This is a genomic window from Roseovarius indicus (assembly GCF_008728195.1).
GTDB classification, from domain to species: domain Bacteria; phylum Pseudomonadota; class Alphaproteobacteria; order Rhodobacterales; family Rhodobacteraceae; genus Roseovarius; species Roseovarius indicus.
In genome coordinates this window covers 3,300,643-3,317,130 of sequence record NZ_CP031598.1, presented here as the reverse complement: position 1 = coordinate 3,317,130, position 16,488 = coordinate 3,300,643, and the positions used below count along the sequence as shown (strand labels likewise).

The window sequence follows — 16,488 nt, the reverse complement described above, 5'->3', positions numbered from 1 at the left end:
TCAGTCTTCGAGGTAGCGTTCCAGCACGATGGCCGGGATATGCCCGCGCAGCATTTGATCCGGGAAGACGTAGCTGGGGGCAATGTCGAGTTGCAGGGCATCGGCCAGGGCGCTGTTTTCCTCCATGTCGAGCAGGGTCACGCGGAGGTCATGGCGCTTGGCCAGCGCGCGCAGATCGGTTTCGGCGCGGGTGCAGTCTGGGCAGTTGTCGCGGGTGAAGAGCGCGATGGTGTGGGTGGCCCCGGCAGGGCCGAAGCCGGGGAGGTTCGGTGAGAACAGCGCCGACGCGTGCGTCTTGAGGCGGGCGAGGTCGTCTTCGATGGCCTCGGCGTAGAGATCGGCCGCGTCCGGCGCGGGGCGGTCCATCGGCAGCAATTCCGGCACGGTCAGCAGGACCGCGCGGATTTCCTGCCCGAGGATGGCGCGTTCGGTGGGTGTCAGGTGCAGGACGTCGGTCTCGGCCGATGACGGCCCGCCGAGGCAGGCCGTCACACAGGCCGCAAAGGCCAGCCGGGTCACGAGTCGGAGCGGATCTCGGCGACGATCTCTTCCATGCCCTCGCGGGGGACATAGCCGCGCAGCATCTGGTCGCCCATCACGAAGGACGGCGTGCCCGAGATGCCCAGCGACTTGGCCAGCTGGTGGTTCTCGGCGATCACCTCCGTCACCTCGGGGCTGTCCATCCGGGCGAGGATGGCGTCGGTGTCGAGGCCGAGCGTCTCGCCTATGCGGGTGAGGGAGGTCTCGTCGATATCGCCCGCGAAGGTGATCAGCGCGTCATGGGCGGCCTTGTATGCCTCGTCGCCCTCGAGCTGGAGGGTGGCGATGGCGAAGCGCGAGGACAGCATGGATTGCTCGCCCAGGATCGGGAATTCCTTGATGACGAAGCGGATATTGCCGTCGAATTCGACAAGGTCGTCGACGTCGGGCGCGGCGCGGCGGCAATAGCCGCAGCGGTAATCCATGAACTCGACCAGCGTGACATCGCCCTCTGGGTTGCCGCCGACCCAGGAATAGCCGTCGTTGAAGATCGCCTCGGCGTGGTCCTGGATCATCTCGCCGTCGGACTCGGCCTGGGCCGCTGTCTCGCGCTGTTCGAGCACGGCGACGGCTTCCATGATGACCTCGGGGTTTTCCAGCAGGTAGGCGCGGATCTCGGCGCGGAAGGCCTGACGCTCGGCGTCGGTCATGCTTTCGAGGTCGAGCGCGTTGGCGGGCAGGGCGAAGGCGGCAACGGCGGCCAGCGCGGGCAGAAGGGGGCGTGTCATGAAGCGGGTCTCCGTCATTTCGTGAAAGGGGGTTGTGTCATTTTTCCTTGGCGGCGCGCTCGGCGGCGGCCAGAACATCCTGCGCCCGCCGCCAGCCGGTCGAGCCGCGCGGCAGAAGGTCCGAGGCGCGTTTGGCATGAATCCCGGCATCCGACAAGCGGCCCTGCATGGCATAGCGCTCGGCGGTCACCAGCGAGGCCATGCCGGTATTGCCGAGCTGGGCATAGGCCTGGGCCATGTCGCGCAGCACGCGCGGGTCGCGGCCGTCGCGGTCATAGGATTGCTGGAGGTACTTGATGGCGGCCTGGGTCTGGCCGGTGGCCAGGAGGGCCCGGCCATAGGCGCCGAGGATGAGCGCGTTCTTGGGCGCCTGTTTGACCGCCACGGCATAGGCGTTGGCGGCGGCCTGGAACTGGCGGCTTTCGATGAGGATCTGGCCTTTCAGCTCCTGGTAATAGGGGTCGCCGGGGCGGGCGGCGAGGGCGCGGTCGATGGCGGCGACGGCGCGGGTCATGTCGGCCTGCTGGTGATAGGCGGCGGCCTCGCGCATGGCCTTGATATCGGCGTAGCCGCTTTCGCCCGCGCGGTTCAGGGTCCATTTCGGGGCGCGCTGGAAGGCCGAGAGCTTGCCCTTGGCGCGCTGGAACCAGTAGTTCGCGGTGGCATCCTCGCGCTGTTGGCCGGCATAGCCCTGCGCCAGCCGCTGGACCACGCGGTAGCGGTCGCGCGAAAGGGGGTGGGTGCGGGCATAGGGGTCTTGCCGGGAGGCGGAAAGCACCTCCTGCCCGCGGAAGATATCCATCACGGCAACCATGCCCTGCGGGTCGGCGCCGGCGGCGGCGAGGTAGCGCATGCCGCTCTGGTCGGCGGCGTTTTCCTCGGCGCGGGTGTGGACGAAGAACATTCGCTGGGCGGTGTTGGCGGCGCCGAGCGCGCCGAGCCCGGCGATCTCGCCCCGGCCCGAGGCCACGGCGGCGGCCGCCGCCAGCGCCGCGCCGATGCCGGCGGCGGTGCGGGCGTTGCGCAGGTTGACGGGGCGGCGGGCGAGGTGGCCGTTGGTGATATGGGCGGCCTCATGGGCCAGCACGGCCTGCAGCATGGCGGCGTTCTGCATCTTCAGCAGCAGGCCGGAATGGATGAAGATATGGCTCTGGTCCACCACGAAGGCGTTGAGGGTGCGGTCGTCGACGACGAGGATCTCGACCCTGGTGGAGCCGAGACCGGCGGCCTTGAGTACGGGCGCCGCGACCTGTTCGAGGGCGTGCTCGATATCGGGGTCGCGCAGCAGGGTGGCGGCGCGGGCGGGGGCCGCCAGCGTGGCCACCAGCATCGCGGCCACCATCAGAAATCGGACAAGATGCATTGACGGGGCGTCTCTTTCCAGTGCAACCCAAGGTTCGAACCTTGGGCAGTCTAGGAAGAAATCCATGCGGAACTCAACCCGATCCGGCGTCGATCCCTTTATCGTGATGGACGTGATGGAGGCCGCCCGGAAGGCCGAGGATGCCGGGCGCCACATCATCCACATGGAGGTGGGCCAGCCCGGCACGCCGGCGCCCGAGGGCGCGCGGGCGGCGCTGGCGGCGGCGATGGGGGAGGATGCGATGGGCTATACCGTGGCCCTGGGCCTGCCGGCGCTGCGGGCGCGGATCGCGCGGTTATATGGAGAGTGGTACGGGGTGGACCTCGACCCGAACCGGGTGATCGTGACCTCCGGGTCGTCGGGGGCGTTCATATTGGCGTTCACGGCGCTGTTCGATACCGGGCAGCGGGTGGGGATCGGGGCGCCGGGGTACCCGAGCTACCGGCAGATTTTGCGGGCGCTGGACCTTGTACCGGTGGATATCGAGACGGCGGAGGCCAACCGGCTGCAGCCGGTGGCGGCGGACCTGGAGGGGCTGGACCTGTCGGGGCTGATGGTGGCGAGCCCGGCGAACCCCACGGGCACGATGCTGGGGCGCGATGACATGGCCGCGCTGATGGAGGCGGCGGCGGCGCAGGGGGCGTCGTTCATCAGCGACGAGATCTATCACGGGATCGAGTACGACTCGAAGGCCGTGAGCGCGCTGGAGATCAGCGACGAGGCTTACGTGATCAACTCGTTTTCCAAGTATTTCTCGATGACCGGCTGGCGCGTGGGCTGGATGGTGGTGCCGGAGGATCATGTGCGCGTGGTGGAGCGGCTGGCGCAGAACCTGTTCATCTGCCCGCCCCATGCGAGCCAGGTGGCGGCGCTGGCGGCGATGGACTGCACCGAGGAGCTGGAGGCGAACATGGATGTCTATCGCGTCAACCGGCAGCTGATGCTCGACGGGCTGCCGGCGGCCGGGTTCGACCGGATCGCGCCGCCGGACGGGGCGTTCTATGTCTATGCGGATGTGAGCCACCTGACCGATGACAGCGTGGGGTTTGCCAAGGAGATTCTCGAAAAGGCGGGCGTGGCTGTGACCCCGGGGCTGGATTTCGACCCGGCCCGCGGGGGCGGGACGCTGCGGTTTTCCTATGCGCGGAGCACGGAGGACATCGCCGAGGGGTTGCGGCGGTTGAAAATGTTCATGGAGGGGCGCTGAGGCCCGCCGGCGGCCGTGTTTGGGGCGGGCGTCGGGTTTTTGGATATTTGTACCAAGAAGAAGCTTGGGGTGGTGGCTGAGCCTCTGGCCGCGCGTTTTGGTGCGGCGTGGGGATTTCGAGAATTTCGGGAAAGATGAAAGGGCGGGAGGCGCGCTGTTTTCTGCGGCCGGACGGTGCGTCGGTGGTGGGCAAGCGGGGGGCGGTCGTGTATGCTGGGGGCAAGCAAGACCGGTAACGGCGGAAGAGCAGGATGATCAGGATTTGTCTGGCGCTGGCGATCTGCGCGATGGGCCTTTCGGCGCAGGCGCAGGGGCGTGACCTGAGCGCGCTGGCGCGGGTCGAGATGGCGCAGACGCGCATCGACGATATCTCGGGCGGGCTGCGCGTGCGGCTGGGGCTGAGCCAGGGCGTGCCGTTCCGCGTGTTCACGCTGGACGAGCCGGCGCGGCTGGTGCTGGATTTCCGCGAGGTGGACTGGCGCGGGGCCGACCCGGCGCTGATCGACTGGGCCGACGGGGCGCGGGCGGTGCGCATGGGCACGTTCCGGCCCGGATGGTCGCGGATGGTGGTCGACCTGGGCGGGCCCTTTGCCGTGAGGACGACGGAGGCGAAGACCGACACGGCCAGCGGCAAGGTGGTGATCGAGGTGATCCTGCGCGAGGTGTCGGAGGAGGCGTTCGCCGCCGCCGCGGGCGCCGCGCCGCTGCCCGGCTGGGAGGTCGATCAGCCCGGGCTGCCGGCGGTGAAGAAGGCGCGGCAGACCGGCGAGGAGAAGCTGCTGGTGGTGCTCGACCCCGGCCATGGCGGTATCGACCCGGGCGCCGAGGCCGACGGCGACAACGAGAAGACGCTGATGCTGCGCTTTGCGCTGGAATTGCGCGACCACCTGCTGCGCGCGGGCGGGTTCGACGTGGCGCTGACGCGGGAGGAAGACAAGTTCGTCTCGCTCGAGCGGCGGGTGGCGATTGCCCACGAGCTGGGGGCGGATGTTTTCCTGTCGCTGCATGCCGACGCGCTGAGCGAGGGGCGGGCGACGGGGGCCACTGTCTATACGCTGTCGGACAGCGCCAGCGACGAGGCCAGCGCGGCGCTGGCCGAGCGGCACAACCGGGCCAATATCCTGGCCGGGGTGGACCTGACCGAAAGCGACGACGTGGTGGCCGACGTGCTGATGGACCTCGCGCGGATGGAGACGCAGCCGCGCGCCGACCAGCTGGCCCAGGCGATCCGGCTGGGGATCAAGGAGCAGGGGCTGCCGCTCAACTCGCGGCCGTTGCGTTCGGCCGGGTTCTCGGTGCTGAAATCGCCGGATATCCCGTCGATCCTGATCGAGCTGGGGTTTCTGTCGAGCCAGAGCGACCTGGAGCACCTGCGCGACCCGGAATGGCGCGCGACCATGGCGGCCGGGATTCGCGATGCGCTGCAGGCCTGGCGGATTGCCGATGCGGCCGCCGCCAAGCTGGTTCGCCAGTAGGCGGACGGATGCCGGGCCTGACCCGATTGTGTTTTGACGGGCTTTCGCCCGCCGCTTATATGGATGCCTAACTTGAAACGGGGGCCCGCGTGCTCAGACCCATTCTCACCTTGTTCGGAACGATCTTCAGCCTTGCGACACTGATTGTCGTCATGGTCGCGCTGTCGATCGGCGCGGTGTTCCATATCTATGGCAAGGACCTGCCGAGCCACGAATCGCTGGCCACCTACACGCCGCCGACGATCAGCCGGATCTATTCGGGCGAGGGCAAGATCATCGACGAGTTCGCCCGCGAGCGGCGGCTGTTCACGCCCGCCGAGGAAATTCCCGAGCTGGTGAAGCAGGCGTTCATCTCGGCCGAGGACAAGAATTTCTACAACCACGCCGGTTACGACGCGCGCGGGATCGCGGCCGCCATCGTCGAGGCGGTCAAGACGCGGGGCGAGACGGTGCGCGGCGCCTCGACCATCACCCAGCAGGTGATGAAGAACTTCCTGCTGTCGGGCGACCGCCGGATCGAGCGGAAGATCAAGGAGATCATCCTGGCGACGCGGATCGAGGAGACGCTGAGCAAGGAGGATATCCTCGAGCTGTACCTCAACGAGATCTTCCTCGGGCAGAACTCCTATGGGGTGACCGCCGCCGCGCAGACCTATTTCAACAAGACGCTGAGCGAGCTGGCCCCGCACGAGGCCGCCTTCCTGGCCTCGATGCCGCAGGCGCCGGGCCGGACGCACCCGGTGCACAACAAGGACAGGCTGCGCGACCGCCGCAACTACGTGCTGACGGAGATGTACGAGAACGGCTACATCACCGAGGCCGTGAAGGAGGAGGAGATCGCCCAGGATCTGCGCTCGGTCCAGAATGGCGATTTCCCGGAATGGCGCGAGACCTTGCCGCCGCGGGATTATTTCACCGACGAGATCCGCCGACAGCTGTCGGAGGATTTCGGCGAGGGCGAGTTCTTTACCGGCGGCCTGACCGTGCGCGCCACGATCGACCCAGAGATGCAGGAGGCGGGCGCGCAGGCGCTGCAGCGGCAGCTGGAGAATTACGACCGCAACCGCAAGACATGGCGCGGCACGGGCGTGACGCTGGACGAGGCGGTGCTGGAGGACGAGGCAAAATGGCGCGAGGCGCTGGCTTCGGCCGACGTGGCGCGGGATATCAAGCTGGATGGCCAGTGGTACCCCGCCGTGGTGCTGGAGCGGGGCGACCAGGAGATGACGATCGGCGTGGAAGGCGTCGAGGGGATCCAGTCGGTGCCGCGCAAGGATATCGGCTGGCTGCCGGGGGACTTCAAGGAGACCTTCAAGCGGGGCGACGTGGTGCATGTGCGCCGGATGACCGCCGATGACGATGGCAGCTTCATCCGCTGGACGCTGCGGCAGGTGCCGGAGGTGCAGGGCGGCTTCGTGGCGATGGACGTGCATAACGGCCGGGTTCTGGCGATGCAGGGCGGGTTCTCCTACCAGGATTCGGTGTTCAACCGGGCAACGCAGGCCGACCGGCAGCCGGGCTCGAGCTTCAAGCCCTTCGTCTATGCCGCCGCGCTCGACAGCGGGTATTCCCCGGCGACGATCGTGATCGACGCGCCGATCGAGATCGACACGGCGGGCGGCATCTGGCGGCCGCGCAACTCGTCGAACCAGTTCTACGGGCCGACGCCGCTGCGCACGGGCATCGAGATGTCGCGGAACCTGATGACCATCCGCCTGGCGCAGGAGGTGGGGATGGATACCGTTGCCTCCTATGCGGAACGGTTCGGCGTCTATGACCGGATGAGCACCTTCCTGGCCAACTCGCTGGGCTCGGAAGAGACGACTCTCTACCGCATGGTCTCGGCCTATTCGATGTTCGCCAATGGCGGCGAGCGGGTCGAGCCGACGCTGGTTGACCGGGTGCAGAACCGCTATGGCGAGACGGTCTACAAGCATGACCCGCGCGACTGTATCGAGTGCGATGACCCCTCGGTGCCGCAGAACCGGGGCCCGCGTATCGTGTCGAACCGCGACCAGGTGATCGACTCGGTCACGGCCTACCAGCTGACCTCGATGATGCAGGGCGTGGTACAGCGCGGCACGGCCTCGGGGGCGATCAACCTGCCGGTGCCCGTGGCCGGCAAGACCGGGACGACGAACGATGCGCGCGACGTGTGGTTCGTGGGCTTCACCTCGAACATCGCGGCGGGCTGCTACATCGGCTTCGACCAGCCGCGCGGCCTGGGCCGGGGGGCCTATGGCTCGTCGATGTGCGGGCCGGTCTTCCAGGAGTTCATGTCGCAGGCGATCAAGAAATACGGCGGCGGCCGGTTCAAGGTGCCGGAGGGCGGCCATTTCATCAAGATCGACCGTTACACCGGCGAGCGGCTGCCCGAGGGCGCCAGCGGCGCGCATGTGGTGGCCGAGTATTTCCGCGACGGCGAGGAGCCGCTCTTCGGGTATGTCTACGATGGCGGCTTCGCCATGGGCAACGACCTGGAGATGTTCGAGCAGAACCGCTCGGGCGAGGGCGTGCGCGAGGTGACCACCTCGGACGGCGATACCGGCACGGTCAGCGACAAGGCCAGCTTTGGCAGCCTGAGTTCGGGGGGCCTGTACTGACGGCGCCGGAATTTTGTGAAAATTCCGGGGGCGGAAAATTTGGAATTTTCCGGGGCGGCGCGCCGGGGGAAAGGGGCGTGACATGCTGACGGTCTGGGGGAGGAAGACCTCGTCGAACGTGCAGGCGGTGATGTGGGGCATTGCCGAGCTGGGGCTGGAGTATCGGCGCCACGATGTGGGCCATCGCTTCGGCGGGACGGATACGGATGAATTCCGTGCCATGAACCCCAACCGGACGGTGCCGGTTCTGCAGGATGGCGAGGAGGAGCCGTTGTGGGAATCGGCGGCGATCTTGCGGTATCTCGCGACCCGTTATGGCACGGCGCCGTTCTGGCCCGAGGATATCCCGGCCCGGGCGCAGGTCGACAAATGGGCGGAATGGGCGAAGGTCAATATCAACAGCGCCTTCACGGTGCCGATCTTCTGGAAGGTCGTGCGCACGCCCGAGGCCGAGCGCGATTGGCCGGCGATAAGGGCCGCGGTGGCGGCGCTTGAGGGGAAGCTGGCGATTGCCGAGGACCGGCTGGGGCAGGTTGCCCATCTCGCGGGGGATGATTTCACCCTGGCGGATGTGCAGTTCGGGCATGTGCTGTACCGTTATTACGAGATCGGGATCGAGCGGGGCACGTTTCCGAACGTGCGGCGGTATTACGAGGCGTTGCAGGAGCGGCCGGCCTACCGGGAGCACGTGATGGTGTCTTACGCGGACCTGGCGGTCTGAGGCAGGCGGCGCATCGACGGGCCGCGCGTGCGCGTCCTGACCACCGACCTGTCTTGTCCAACCCCTTGGGCCTTGATATCACCCGCATCTGAGCAGACCGAGGACCCATACGCATGCGCGCCGAAATCGAAACCGCCGTCTCCGAGATCGAGAATTCGCTGGAGCTTCTGCGCCAGCGGATGGGCTGGGACACCGCCCAGCACCGGCTGGAGGAATTCAACGCCCGCGTCGAGGACCCGACCCTGTGGGACGACCCGGCCAAGGCGCAGAAGCTGATGCGCGACCGGCAGGCGCTGGTCGATGCGATCGAGACGCATGACTCCATCAAGCAGGACCTGTCGGACAATATCGAGCTGATCGAACTGGGCGAGATGGAGGAGGACGCGGATGTCGTGAACGACGCCGAGTCCGCCATCAAGGCGCTGCAACAGAAGGCCGCGGCCAAGGAGCTGGAGGCGTTGCTCGATGGCGAGGCGGATGGCAACGACACCTTTCTCGAGATCAACGCGGGCGCGGGCGGCACGGAAAGCTGCGACTGGGCGAACATGCTGGCGCGGATGTATGTCCGCTGGGCCGAGAAACGGGGCTACACGGTCGAACTGCAATCGGAAAGCCCGGGTGACGAGGCCGGCATCAAGTCGGCGGCCTACAAGATTTCGGGCCATAACGCCTATGGCTGGCTGAAATCGGAATCGGGCGTGCACCGGCTGGTGCGGATTTCGCCCTTCGATTCAGCTGCCAAGCGGCATACCTCGTTCAGCTCGGTCTGGGTCTACCCGGTGGTCGACGACAATATCGAGATCGAGGTGAACCCCTCGGATGTGCGGGTGGATACGTTCCGCTCGTCCGGTGCGGGCGGGCAGCACGTGAACAAGACCGACTCGGCCGTGCGGATGACGCACATTCCCACGGGGATCGTGGTGACCAGCTCCGAGAAGTCGCAGCACCAGAACCGCGATATCGCCATGAAGGCGCTGAAATCGCGGCTGTACCAGATGGAGCTGGACAAGCGGAACGAGGCCATTGCCGAGGCGCACGAGGCCAAGGGCGACGCGGGCTGGGGCAACCAGATCCGGTCTTACGTGCTGCAGCCCTACCAGATGGTGAAGGACCTGCGGACCGGGGTCGAGACGTCGGACACGAAAGGCGTGCTCGACGGCGATCTTGACCAGTTCATGGCGGCGACGCTGGCGATGAACGTGTCGGGCAAGAGCCGGGCCGAGGCGCAGGGCGAGGACTAGGGCGCTTCAGGGCAGGGGGCGTTGCGCCCAGCGTTGAATTTCCTTTGGAAATTCAACGTCCCCGCCCAGGATATTTTCGGCCAGAAGAAGCGGGGCGGCGCGTTTGGCCGCGATGGCCCCGCCGGTCGCGTCAGTCGGCCGCTTCCAGCGCGTCGAGCCGGTCGATGAGCCGGGCGTTCAGCGCCTCCTGTGCGGCGAGGCGCGCGTTGAGATCCTCGATGTAGATATGGGCGTGCTCCAGTTCGTTCAGGATGCCGCCCATCTTCTCGGACACGTTCATCGGTGCATTGGGCAGGGTGGGGCCGACCGCCGGCAGGTGGCCGTTCTCCCACATCAGCGCGGCGTGGTCGGTAACGGAAAGCCGTTCGAAATCGGCGTCGAACACCGCGTCGCAACCGACGGAGCAGCTCGGCCCGCCGGTGGTGAGCGTGCCGTCGAGCACCATGTCGCCATCGGCGTTGAGGCGCATCTCGGGCCCGTCGCCATCGACGATGTTGTAGCGCATCTCACCGGTGCCCAGCGGCCCCTGGGTGAAGGTGATGTCGACCGACTGGTTGACCGGCGCCCCGGTGGCGGTGATGCGGAAGTAGCTGAAGGTCTCGTCGTCGCTGATCTCGAGCGGGGCGCCGGGGCTGTCGGTGCCGAGGCCGACATTGCCGTCCGCGGCAAGTGCCAGGCTGGCATTCGGGGCTTCGTCATTGATGCTGAACGGAAAGCCGTTGCCGTTTGCATTGCCAATGTAGAACACGTTGTGATTGCCCGCGAGGGTCCAGAAAAAGGGCGGAAAGGCCCCGAACCCGACCTGTTCCAGCCGCAGCGTCGGCAGCGTCGAGGCGGCGACATGCAGGTCGGACTGGGGGAGGGACGTGCCCATCCCGACCTCGCCGCCGGCGGCGATCCAGAGCGCGCTGCTCGGCGCACCCGCCTCGACGGTGAAGGGCACGGTGCCGGCGGTCGTATCGGCTATGGAAAAGCGCTCCTGCCCGAAATTCGCAGTGTCGTTGATCTGGATTTCCCAGTCATTGCTCGGAAAGCTGCCAGCGGCGGAGCTGGTATCGACGAATTCCACGCGGATATCGGGGTTGGTCAGGCGCAGCAGCGTGTCCTCGGGGAACATCTCGGTCTCGACGCAGGCGTTGCCGATGCAGACGCTGTCGTCGAGCACCGTGTCGCCGGTCACGAAGAGATCGGCCTGGGTGGTGTCGATGTCGGAGATGTCCACGCCTTCGCCGAAGACCACCTCCTGTGCGTGAAGCGCGGGGGCTGTGACGAGCAGCGGCAGGGCGAGGAGCGTCGGGAAACGGTGAGACATGGCGCAGGCTTTCCGGGAAAGGGCGCCTGCGACGGGGCCGGGGGCGGGCGCAAGTGAACGGGCCGGGATCCTGCCGCCCCGGCCGGCAGGTGGACCGAGGATAGCAGGGCGAGGGCGGCCCGTGTCAAGGCCGGGCCGCCCGGCGGGTGTGCCTTCAGTTCTGTCGCGCGTCGAGCCGGGCGGCCAGCGAGGCCAGCTCGGCCGTCAGGGCCTCGATCCGGCTGTCCTGTGCCTCGATCCGGGCCTGTTGCGCGGCGTTGCGGTCGTTGAGCTGCCCGATGAAGAGATGGGCGTGCTCGAGCTCGTTGAGGATGCGGCCCATCTTGTCGGTCACGTCCCAGGGCTCGCCATTCCGGGTCGGGCCGACATTGGGCAGGTGGCCCAGCGCAAGCGTTTCGGCCACGTGGTCCTCGATCGAAGGCAGGGGGTAGTCGGCATCGAAGACCGCGTCGCAGCCGACCGAGCAGGAGCCGGCGGTGGTGAGCTTGCCGGCGATCGTGACGTCGCCATCGGCATTGAGCCGCATCTCGGGCCCGTCGCCGTCGACGATATTGTAGCGGAACTCGCCGGTATTGAGCGGTCCCTGGGTGAACACCACGTCGGCCGACTGGTTGACGGGCGCCCCGGTCGCGGTGATGCGGAAAAAGCTGAAACTGTCGTCGTCGCTGACCTCGAACGGTGCGGCGGGGGTGTCGGTCCCGAAGCCTACGTAGCCCGTACCGGCGACGTAGAGAGAATTGCTGGGGGCGGTGCCCTCGATCACGAGCGGGATGGTCCTGTTGCCGCTGCTGGCGACTTGGAAGGCCGCATCCGAGGCCGCGATGTCGAACCCGCCCGCCGTGCCGTTCGTCTCCTCGAGCCGCATCACCGCCGAGGCGAGGGGCGACACGACATGCACACTCGTCTGCGGCAGCGAGGTGCCGAGGCCCAGATACCCGCTGGTGTCGAGCCAGAAGGCGTTGTCCGGCACGCCGCCGGCGATGGTGAAGGGCGTCGTGCCGGCGGTGTCGTCCTCGACCGCGAACTTGTCTATCCCGCCCGTGGCGACGGAGTTGGGATCGTTGACGCGCAATGTCCAGTCGCGGTTGGGCGCGGTCGGGCTGGACGTGTCGTCGAAGACGATGGAATGCTGCGTATATCTCAGGATAAGCGTTTCGTCATTCGCGAAGGTCGTGGTCGGCTGGCAGGTGTTGCCAAGGCAGAGGGAGCCGTCGATGACGCTGTCCCCCTCGACATACATGCTGCCGGTGGTGCCCGCGTCGACGGTCAGGTCGCCCTCGATCACGACGTCGTCGGGAAAAGTGGTGACCTGCGCGGCGACAGGGGCGGCCAGAAGGAAAAGGGCCGAACTGATTAGAAACTTGGGGTTGCGGAATAGCATGGGGTCTCCCTAGGAAATGGCTGGCCGGGTTGCGGCTGAATGCCATGGTTTTGAAAAATAATTTTCGCACAGGCGCACTTCGTGCGGCCGCATCGCCGGGCGAGTAATGACGCCCGGCAGCGGGTTGTCAAACCTCCGATGCGGCTGGGGTCAGTCGGCGGCCGCCGCCAACAGGGCCTCGACCCGCGCGAGCCGGGCTTCCAGCCCGGCGATCCGCACCTGGGCGGCGTCACGATCGTCGTGCAATTGCTCGATGTAGATATGCGCGTGTTCCAGTTCGTTCAGCATCGCGCCCATCTTCTCCGACAGGTTCATCGGCGCGCCGGGAAGCGTGGGGCCGACCGCCGGAAGGTGGCCGTTTTCCCACATCAGCGCAGCATGCTCCTTGACCGACAGGCGGGCGAACCCGGCGTCGAACACTGCGTCGCAGCCGCCCGCGCAGGTGGGGCCGCCGGTGGTGAGGGTGCCGTCGATCTCCATGTCGCCATCGGCATTCAGCTTCATCTCGGGCCCGTCGCCATCGACGACGTTGTAGCGCAGCTCGCCCGTGCCGAGGGGGCCGCCGGTGAAGGTGATGTCGACGGACTCGTTGACCGCCGCCTGAGTGGCGGTGATCCGGAAGAAGTTGAACGTCTCGTCGCGGGAAAGCTCCAGCGGGGCCTGTGGATTGCCGGTGCCGAGGCCGATGTTGCCGTCTTCCCTTATCCTGAGTGATTGACTGGGCGCGCGCGACTCGATCATGACCGGGGTCGTATTGCCTATCTGGTCTCTCAAATAAAAAATAGTATTAAATGAAACCAAGTCCCAGCTGGTGGGGCTACCAAGAGTTTCCTCCATCCGAATTCGGGCCGGCGCGCCGTCCCCTTCGATCAGGTGCAAGCTCGCTGTGGGTAGCGATGTGCCTAACCCGACCTGCCCATCTTCATCGATGTAGAGTGAGTTGTCCGGCGCCCCGCCAAACAGGGTGAACGGCGTCGTCCCCGCGGTAATGTCGTCGATGGCGAACAGGCTGTCGCCATTGCTGCCGGTCTCGTTGGCGCGCAGTTGCCAGTCATGCTGGCCCGTGTTCGAGGCATCGTCGAGAAGTATGCGGGCGGCAAATTTCTTCACCTTGAGGGATTCATCGGCAAAGACCTCGCCCGGGGCACATTCGCCGCCGGCGCAGAGGCTGCCGTTGACGATGACATTCTCGTTGAAGACCTGTTCGGCGGCGGCCGGAATTGCGGTGGCCGCGAGGGCGACGCAGGCAAGATAGGGTTTCATGATATGTCCTTCTTTTGAATCGTGTGATCCGAAATGCCGGGGCCGGGTCGCCCTCAGTCGGTGGGAGGGGACACGGGATGGTCAAGCATCCCGTCGACCTGTGCCAGCATCGCCTCAAGCCGCGCGACCCGGTCGCCGAGCCTGGCGTTCTCGGCCTCGCGTGCCCGATCGCGGGCTTCGAGTTCGGCGATGTAGATATGCGCGTGCTCGAGTTCGTTGAGAATGCCGCCGATCTTCTCGGCCACGTTCATCGGGGCGCCGGGCCGGGTGGTGCCGACGGCGGGAAGGTGGCCGTTCTTCCACATCAGCGCGGCATGCTCGGCTACGGAGAGGCGCTTGAAATTACTGTCGAACACGGCGTCGCAGCCGCCCGCGCAGGTGGGGCCGCCGGTGGTGAGGGTGCCGTCGATCTCCATGTCGCCATTGGCGTTGAGCTTCATTTCCGGCCCGTCGCCATCGACGACGTTGTAGCGCAGCTCGCCCGTGCCGAGGGGGCCGCCGGTGAAGGTGATGTCGACCGACTGGTTCACAGCGGCCTGCTCGGCGGTGATGCGGAAGTAGCTGAAGGTTGCGTCGTCGCTGACCTCGAAGGGCGCGTCGGGCGTGGCGGTGCCGAAGCCCACGTTGCCGGTATCGGCGATGTAGAGCGCGTTCGTGGGCGCCGCGCGTTCCAGACGGAACGGCGTGGTGCCGGCAGTGGTGTCGGCGATGTTGAAGCTGCTCTGTCCGATCAGGCGCCATGTCTGCGCGGGCACAAGCCCGTTGCCGGTCTGCTCGAACCGGACGCTGGGGCCGAAGGTGCCGACCGCGTGAATCCGGTCCTGCGGCAGCAGGGTGCCGAGACCGATATTGCCGGCGCTGGTCATCCAGAAGGCATTCTCGGGCGCGCCCGCTGCAATGGTGAAGGGGATGGTTGCGGCGGTGATGTCCTCAATGGAAAACCGGTTCAGCCCGCCCTCGGTAAACGGCTCGGGATCGTTGACCCTGATCCGCCAGTCGTTCGAAGGTGTTGAGCCGCTAAAACCACTGTCGTCGTCGAAAAAGATGCTTGGCGAACTCGTGTTCAACTTCAGAATGTACCCAACGTCAAAGCTTTCGGCCAGATTGCAGACTTCACCAATGCAGGTATGGCCCCTGACGACGCTATCGTCCTCCACGTAAAGATCAGCGCTTGTCGGATTGACGTCCGAGATCCGAACACCGTCGGTGAACACATCCTGCGCCAGCGCGGGCGCGGCAAGGCCGGACAGGGCAAGGATGGCGCAAAGCGCCGGGGGACGAAAGGGCATGGGGCAGGCTCCCGATAAGGGCGCCGGCAAGGGGGCGGGGGCTGGCGCGGCAATGACTGGTCTCAAATCCCGCCGCCCCGGACGGCGGGTAGGCTCAAGTAAACAGCGGGCATTCACCCCCTGTCAAATTTTCGCGCCCGGCGTCACTCCGCGTTCGTCGTGCCCGCCAGCGCCGCAAGCCGCTGGGTCAGGGTGGCGATCTGTGCCGCCTGCGCGTCGCGAAGCGCGGCAATCTCCGCCTCGAGCGTCGCGATGCGGCCGTTCTGCCGCTCGATGAACACATGGGCATGTTCGAGCGCGTTGAGCATCCCGCCCATCTTCTCGCTGACATTGATCGGCGCCTCCGGCCGGGTCGGGCCAACGAAGGGCAGGTGGCCGTCGGCCCACATGCGGGCGGCATATTCGCCCTCGGGAATGATCCGGCGTTTGGTGAATACCGCGTCGCACCCGCCGTCGCAGGTGGGCCCGCCGGTTGTCAGCGTGCCGTCGAGCACCATGTCGCCATCGGCATTGAGCCGCATTTCCGGCCCGTCGCCGTCGACGATGTTGTAGCGCAGCTCGCCGGTTCCGAGGGGGCCGCCGGTGAAGGTGACATCGGCCGACCGGTTGATCGCGGCCTGCTCGGCAGTGATGCGGAAATAGCTGTAGGTGTCGTCGCTGCTGACTTCGAGCGGGGCGTCGGGGAGCGAGGTGCCGATGCCGACCCAGCCTGTGTTGCGGATGACGAAGGTGTTGGATGGCGTGCCTGCCTCGACGCCCACGGGCGTGCCGTCCCCGGTTACGTCGCGGATGTACCAGAAGGTCGAGGAGGCGCCGACCTCCCAAGCGTGGGAGACGCCGTCGACATGTTCCAGCCTGATCCGCGGAAAGGCGCCGTCGCCGACGATGTGGAGGTCCGACAGGGGCGTGGAGGTGCCAAGCCCGACGGACCCGTCATCGGCGACGAAAAGCGCGTCGTCCGGGGCGCCGCCCTCGACCCAGAACGGATCGGTGCCGGAGGTCACGTCGGTGATGTAGAAGGCGTTCCGGCCGTACAGGTTCCGCTCGTTGGCGTTGAGCCGCCAGTCGTGAAAGGGCAGGTCGGCATTGGTCGAGGTATCGTCGAACAGGATCGTGGCGGTGAAATCCTTGATCTTCACGGCCGCCTGGTAGCCGGTAACGGTCGGTTCACCATCGACGCAGGAGAGGCCGACGCAAAGCATGGTACTGCGCACGATGACATGGTCGTTGAAGACGTCGTCTGCGATGGCGGGGACGGGAAGAAGGGCAAGGGCGGTGGCGGTGCAAAGGGCTTTGGGCATGTGACTGGCTCCGAAATGCGAAAGGCCGGGCGGACCGGGGGCGGGCAATTGGGCGCAGGATAGC

13 protein-coding genes are annotated in these 16,488 nt (G+C 66.6%); 5 read left to right on the top strand and 8 right to left on the bottom strand.

All coding sequences use genetic code 11. The features are described from left to right. Genes RIdsm_RS15795 through RIdsm_RS15785 form a run of 3 tightly spaced genes read right to left on the bottom strand, consistent with a single transcriptional unit; the run spans position 1 to position 2,631 of the window. On the bottom strand, positions 1-519 hold the full coding sequence (locus RIdsm_RS15795) for a glutaredoxin family protein (RefSeq protein WP_236553220.1): 519 nt from the start codon (positions 517-519) through the stop codon (positions 1-3). Next, the gene (locus RIdsm_RS15790) at positions 516-1,268 is read right to left on the bottom strand and encodes a DsbA family protein (protein ID WP_057816188.1); all 753 of its coding nucleotides are present in this window, start codon (positions 1,266-1,268) and stop codon (positions 516-518) included. The genes RIdsm_RS15795 and RIdsm_RS15790 overlap by 4 nt, the downstream gene beginning before the upstream one ends. A gap of 37 nt (positions 1,269-1,305) precedes the next feature. Further along, the gene (locus tag RIdsm_RS15785; RefSeq protein ID WP_057815726.1) at positions 1,306-2,631 is read right to left on the bottom strand and encodes a M48 family metalloprotease; all 1,326 of its coding nucleotides are present in this window, start codon (positions 2,629-2,631) and stop codon (positions 1,306-1,308) included. A 64-nt stretch (positions 2,632-2,695) separates the two neighbouring features. On the opposite strand from RIdsm_RS15785, the gene RIdsm_RS15780 reads away from it, so the two are divergent. From RIdsm_RS15780 to prfB, 5 genes are all read left to right on the top strand, one after another. After that, the gene (locus tag RIdsm_RS15780; protein ID WP_057815728.1) at positions 2,696-3,838 is read left to right on the top strand and encodes a pyridoxal phosphate-dependent aminotransferase; all 1,143 of its coding nucleotides are present in this window, start codon (positions 2,696-2,698) and stop codon (positions 3,836-3,838) included. A 251-nt stretch (positions 3,839-4,089) separates the two neighbouring features. Further along, a complete protein-coding gene (locus tag RIdsm_RS15775) occupies positions 4,090-5,313 on the top strand; it encodes an N-acetylmuramoyl-L-alanine amidase (protein WP_057815731.1) in 1,224 nt (407 codons plus the stop codon). Between the two features lie 89 nt (positions 5,314-5,402). Then, positions 5,403-7,916 carry a penicillin-binding protein 1A gene (locus RIdsm_RS15770; RefSeq protein WP_057815733.1) on the top strand — a complete coding sequence of 838 codons (2,514 nt, stop codon included), beginning with the start codon at positions 5,403-5,405 and terminating at the stop codon, positions 7,914-7,916. An 82-nt stretch (positions 7,917-7,998) separates the two neighbouring features. Next, on the top strand, positions 7,999-8,637 hold the full coding sequence (locus RIdsm_RS15765; protein ID WP_057815734.1) for a glutathione S-transferase family protein: 639 nt from the start codon (positions 7,999-8,001) through the stop codon (positions 8,635-8,637). Positions 8,638-8,750: 113 nt separating this feature from the next. Next, positions 8,751-9,878, top strand: a complete 1,128-nt coding sequence (gene prfB / locus RIdsm_RS15760) for a peptide chain release factor 2 (protein WP_057815736.1) — start codon at positions 8,751-8,753, stop codon at positions 9,876-9,878. A gap of 130 nt (positions 9,879-10,008) precedes the next feature. Here the strand turns inward: prfB and RIdsm_RS15755 are convergent, their stop codons facing one another. The 5 genes from RIdsm_RS15755 to RIdsm_RS15735 all read right to left on the bottom strand — a co-directional run bounded on the left by RIdsm_RS15755 (position 10,009) and on the right by RIdsm_RS15735 (position 16,424). Next, complete coding sequence (locus RIdsm_RS15755) at positions 10,009-11,190, bottom strand: hypothetical protein (RefSeq protein ID WP_057815738.1); 1,182 nt, start codon at positions 11,188-11,190, stop codon at positions 10,009-10,011. Positions 11,191-11,344: 154 nt separating this feature from the next. After that, positions 11,345-12,571, bottom strand: a complete 1,227-nt coding sequence (locus tag RIdsm_RS15750; protein WP_057815739.1) for a hypothetical protein — start codon at positions 12,569-12,571, stop codon at positions 11,345-11,347. 150 nt (positions 12,572-12,721) lie between these two features. Continuing rightward, a complete protein-coding gene (locus tag RIdsm_RS15745) occupies positions 12,722-13,834 on the bottom strand; it encodes a hypothetical protein (RefSeq protein ID WP_057815740.1) in 1,113 nt (370 codons plus the stop codon). 53 nt (positions 13,835-13,887) lie between these two features. Further along, positions 13,888-15,123 carry a hypothetical protein gene (locus RIdsm_RS15740; RefSeq protein WP_057815741.1) on the bottom strand — a complete coding sequence of 412 codons (1,236 nt, stop codon included), beginning with the start codon at positions 15,121-15,123 and terminating at the stop codon, positions 13,888-13,890. Between the two features lie 143 nt (positions 15,124-15,266). Then, positions 15,267-16,424: a hypothetical protein gene (locus RIdsm_RS15735; protein ID WP_057815742.1), complete on the bottom strand. Its 1,158-nt coding sequence runs from the start codon at positions 16,422-16,424 to the stop codon at positions 15,267-15,269. Between the last annotated feature and the right edge of the window lie 64 nt (positions 16,425-16,488).

Excerpts from the sequence above, each read along its gene's own strand:
- RIdsm_RS15740 (WP_057815741.1), bottom strand. The coding sequence starts at position 15,123 with ATGCCCTTTCGTCCCCCGGCGCTTTGCGCCATCCTTGCCCTGTCCGGC.
- RIdsm_RS15775 (WP_057815731.1), top strand. The coding sequence starts at position 4,090 with ATGATCAGGATTTGTCTGGCGCTGGCGATCTGCGCGATGGGCCTTTCG.
- RIdsm_RS15765 (WP_057815734.1), top strand. The coding sequence starts at position 7,999 with ATGCTGACGGTCTGGGGGAGGAAGACCTCGTCGAACGTGCAGGCGGTG.
- RIdsm_RS15745 (WP_057815740.1), bottom strand. The coding sequence starts at position 13,834 with ATGAAACCCTATCTTGCCTGCGTCGCCCTCGCGGCCACCGCAATTCCG.
- RIdsm_RS15755 (WP_057815738.1), bottom strand. The coding sequence starts at position 11,190 with ATGTCTCACCGTTTCCCGACGCTCCTCGCCCTGCCGCTGCTCGTCACA.
- prfB (WP_057815736.1), top strand. The coding sequence starts at position 8,751 with ATGCGCGCCGAAATCGAAACCGCCGTCTCCGAGATCGAGAATTCGCTG.
- RIdsm_RS15790 (WP_057816188.1), bottom strand. The coding sequence starts at position 1,268 with ATGACACGCCCCCTTCTGCCCGCGCTGGCCGCCGTTGCCGCCTTCGCC.
- RIdsm_RS15735 (WP_057815742.1), bottom strand. The coding sequence starts at position 16,424 with ATGCCCAAAGCCCTTTGCACCGCCACCGCCCTTGCCCTTCTTCCCGTC.
- RIdsm_RS15785 (WP_057815726.1), bottom strand. The coding sequence starts at position 2,631 with ATGCATCTTGTCCGATTTCTGATGGTGGCCGCGATGCTGGTGGCCACG.
- RIdsm_RS15750 (WP_057815739.1), bottom strand. The coding sequence starts at position 12,571 with ATGCTATTCCGCAACCCCAAGTTTCTAATCAGTTCGGCCCTTTTCCTT.
- RIdsm_RS15780 (WP_057815728.1), top strand. The coding sequence starts at position 2,696 with ATGCGGAACTCAACCCGATCCGGCGTCGATCCCTTTATCGTGATGGAC.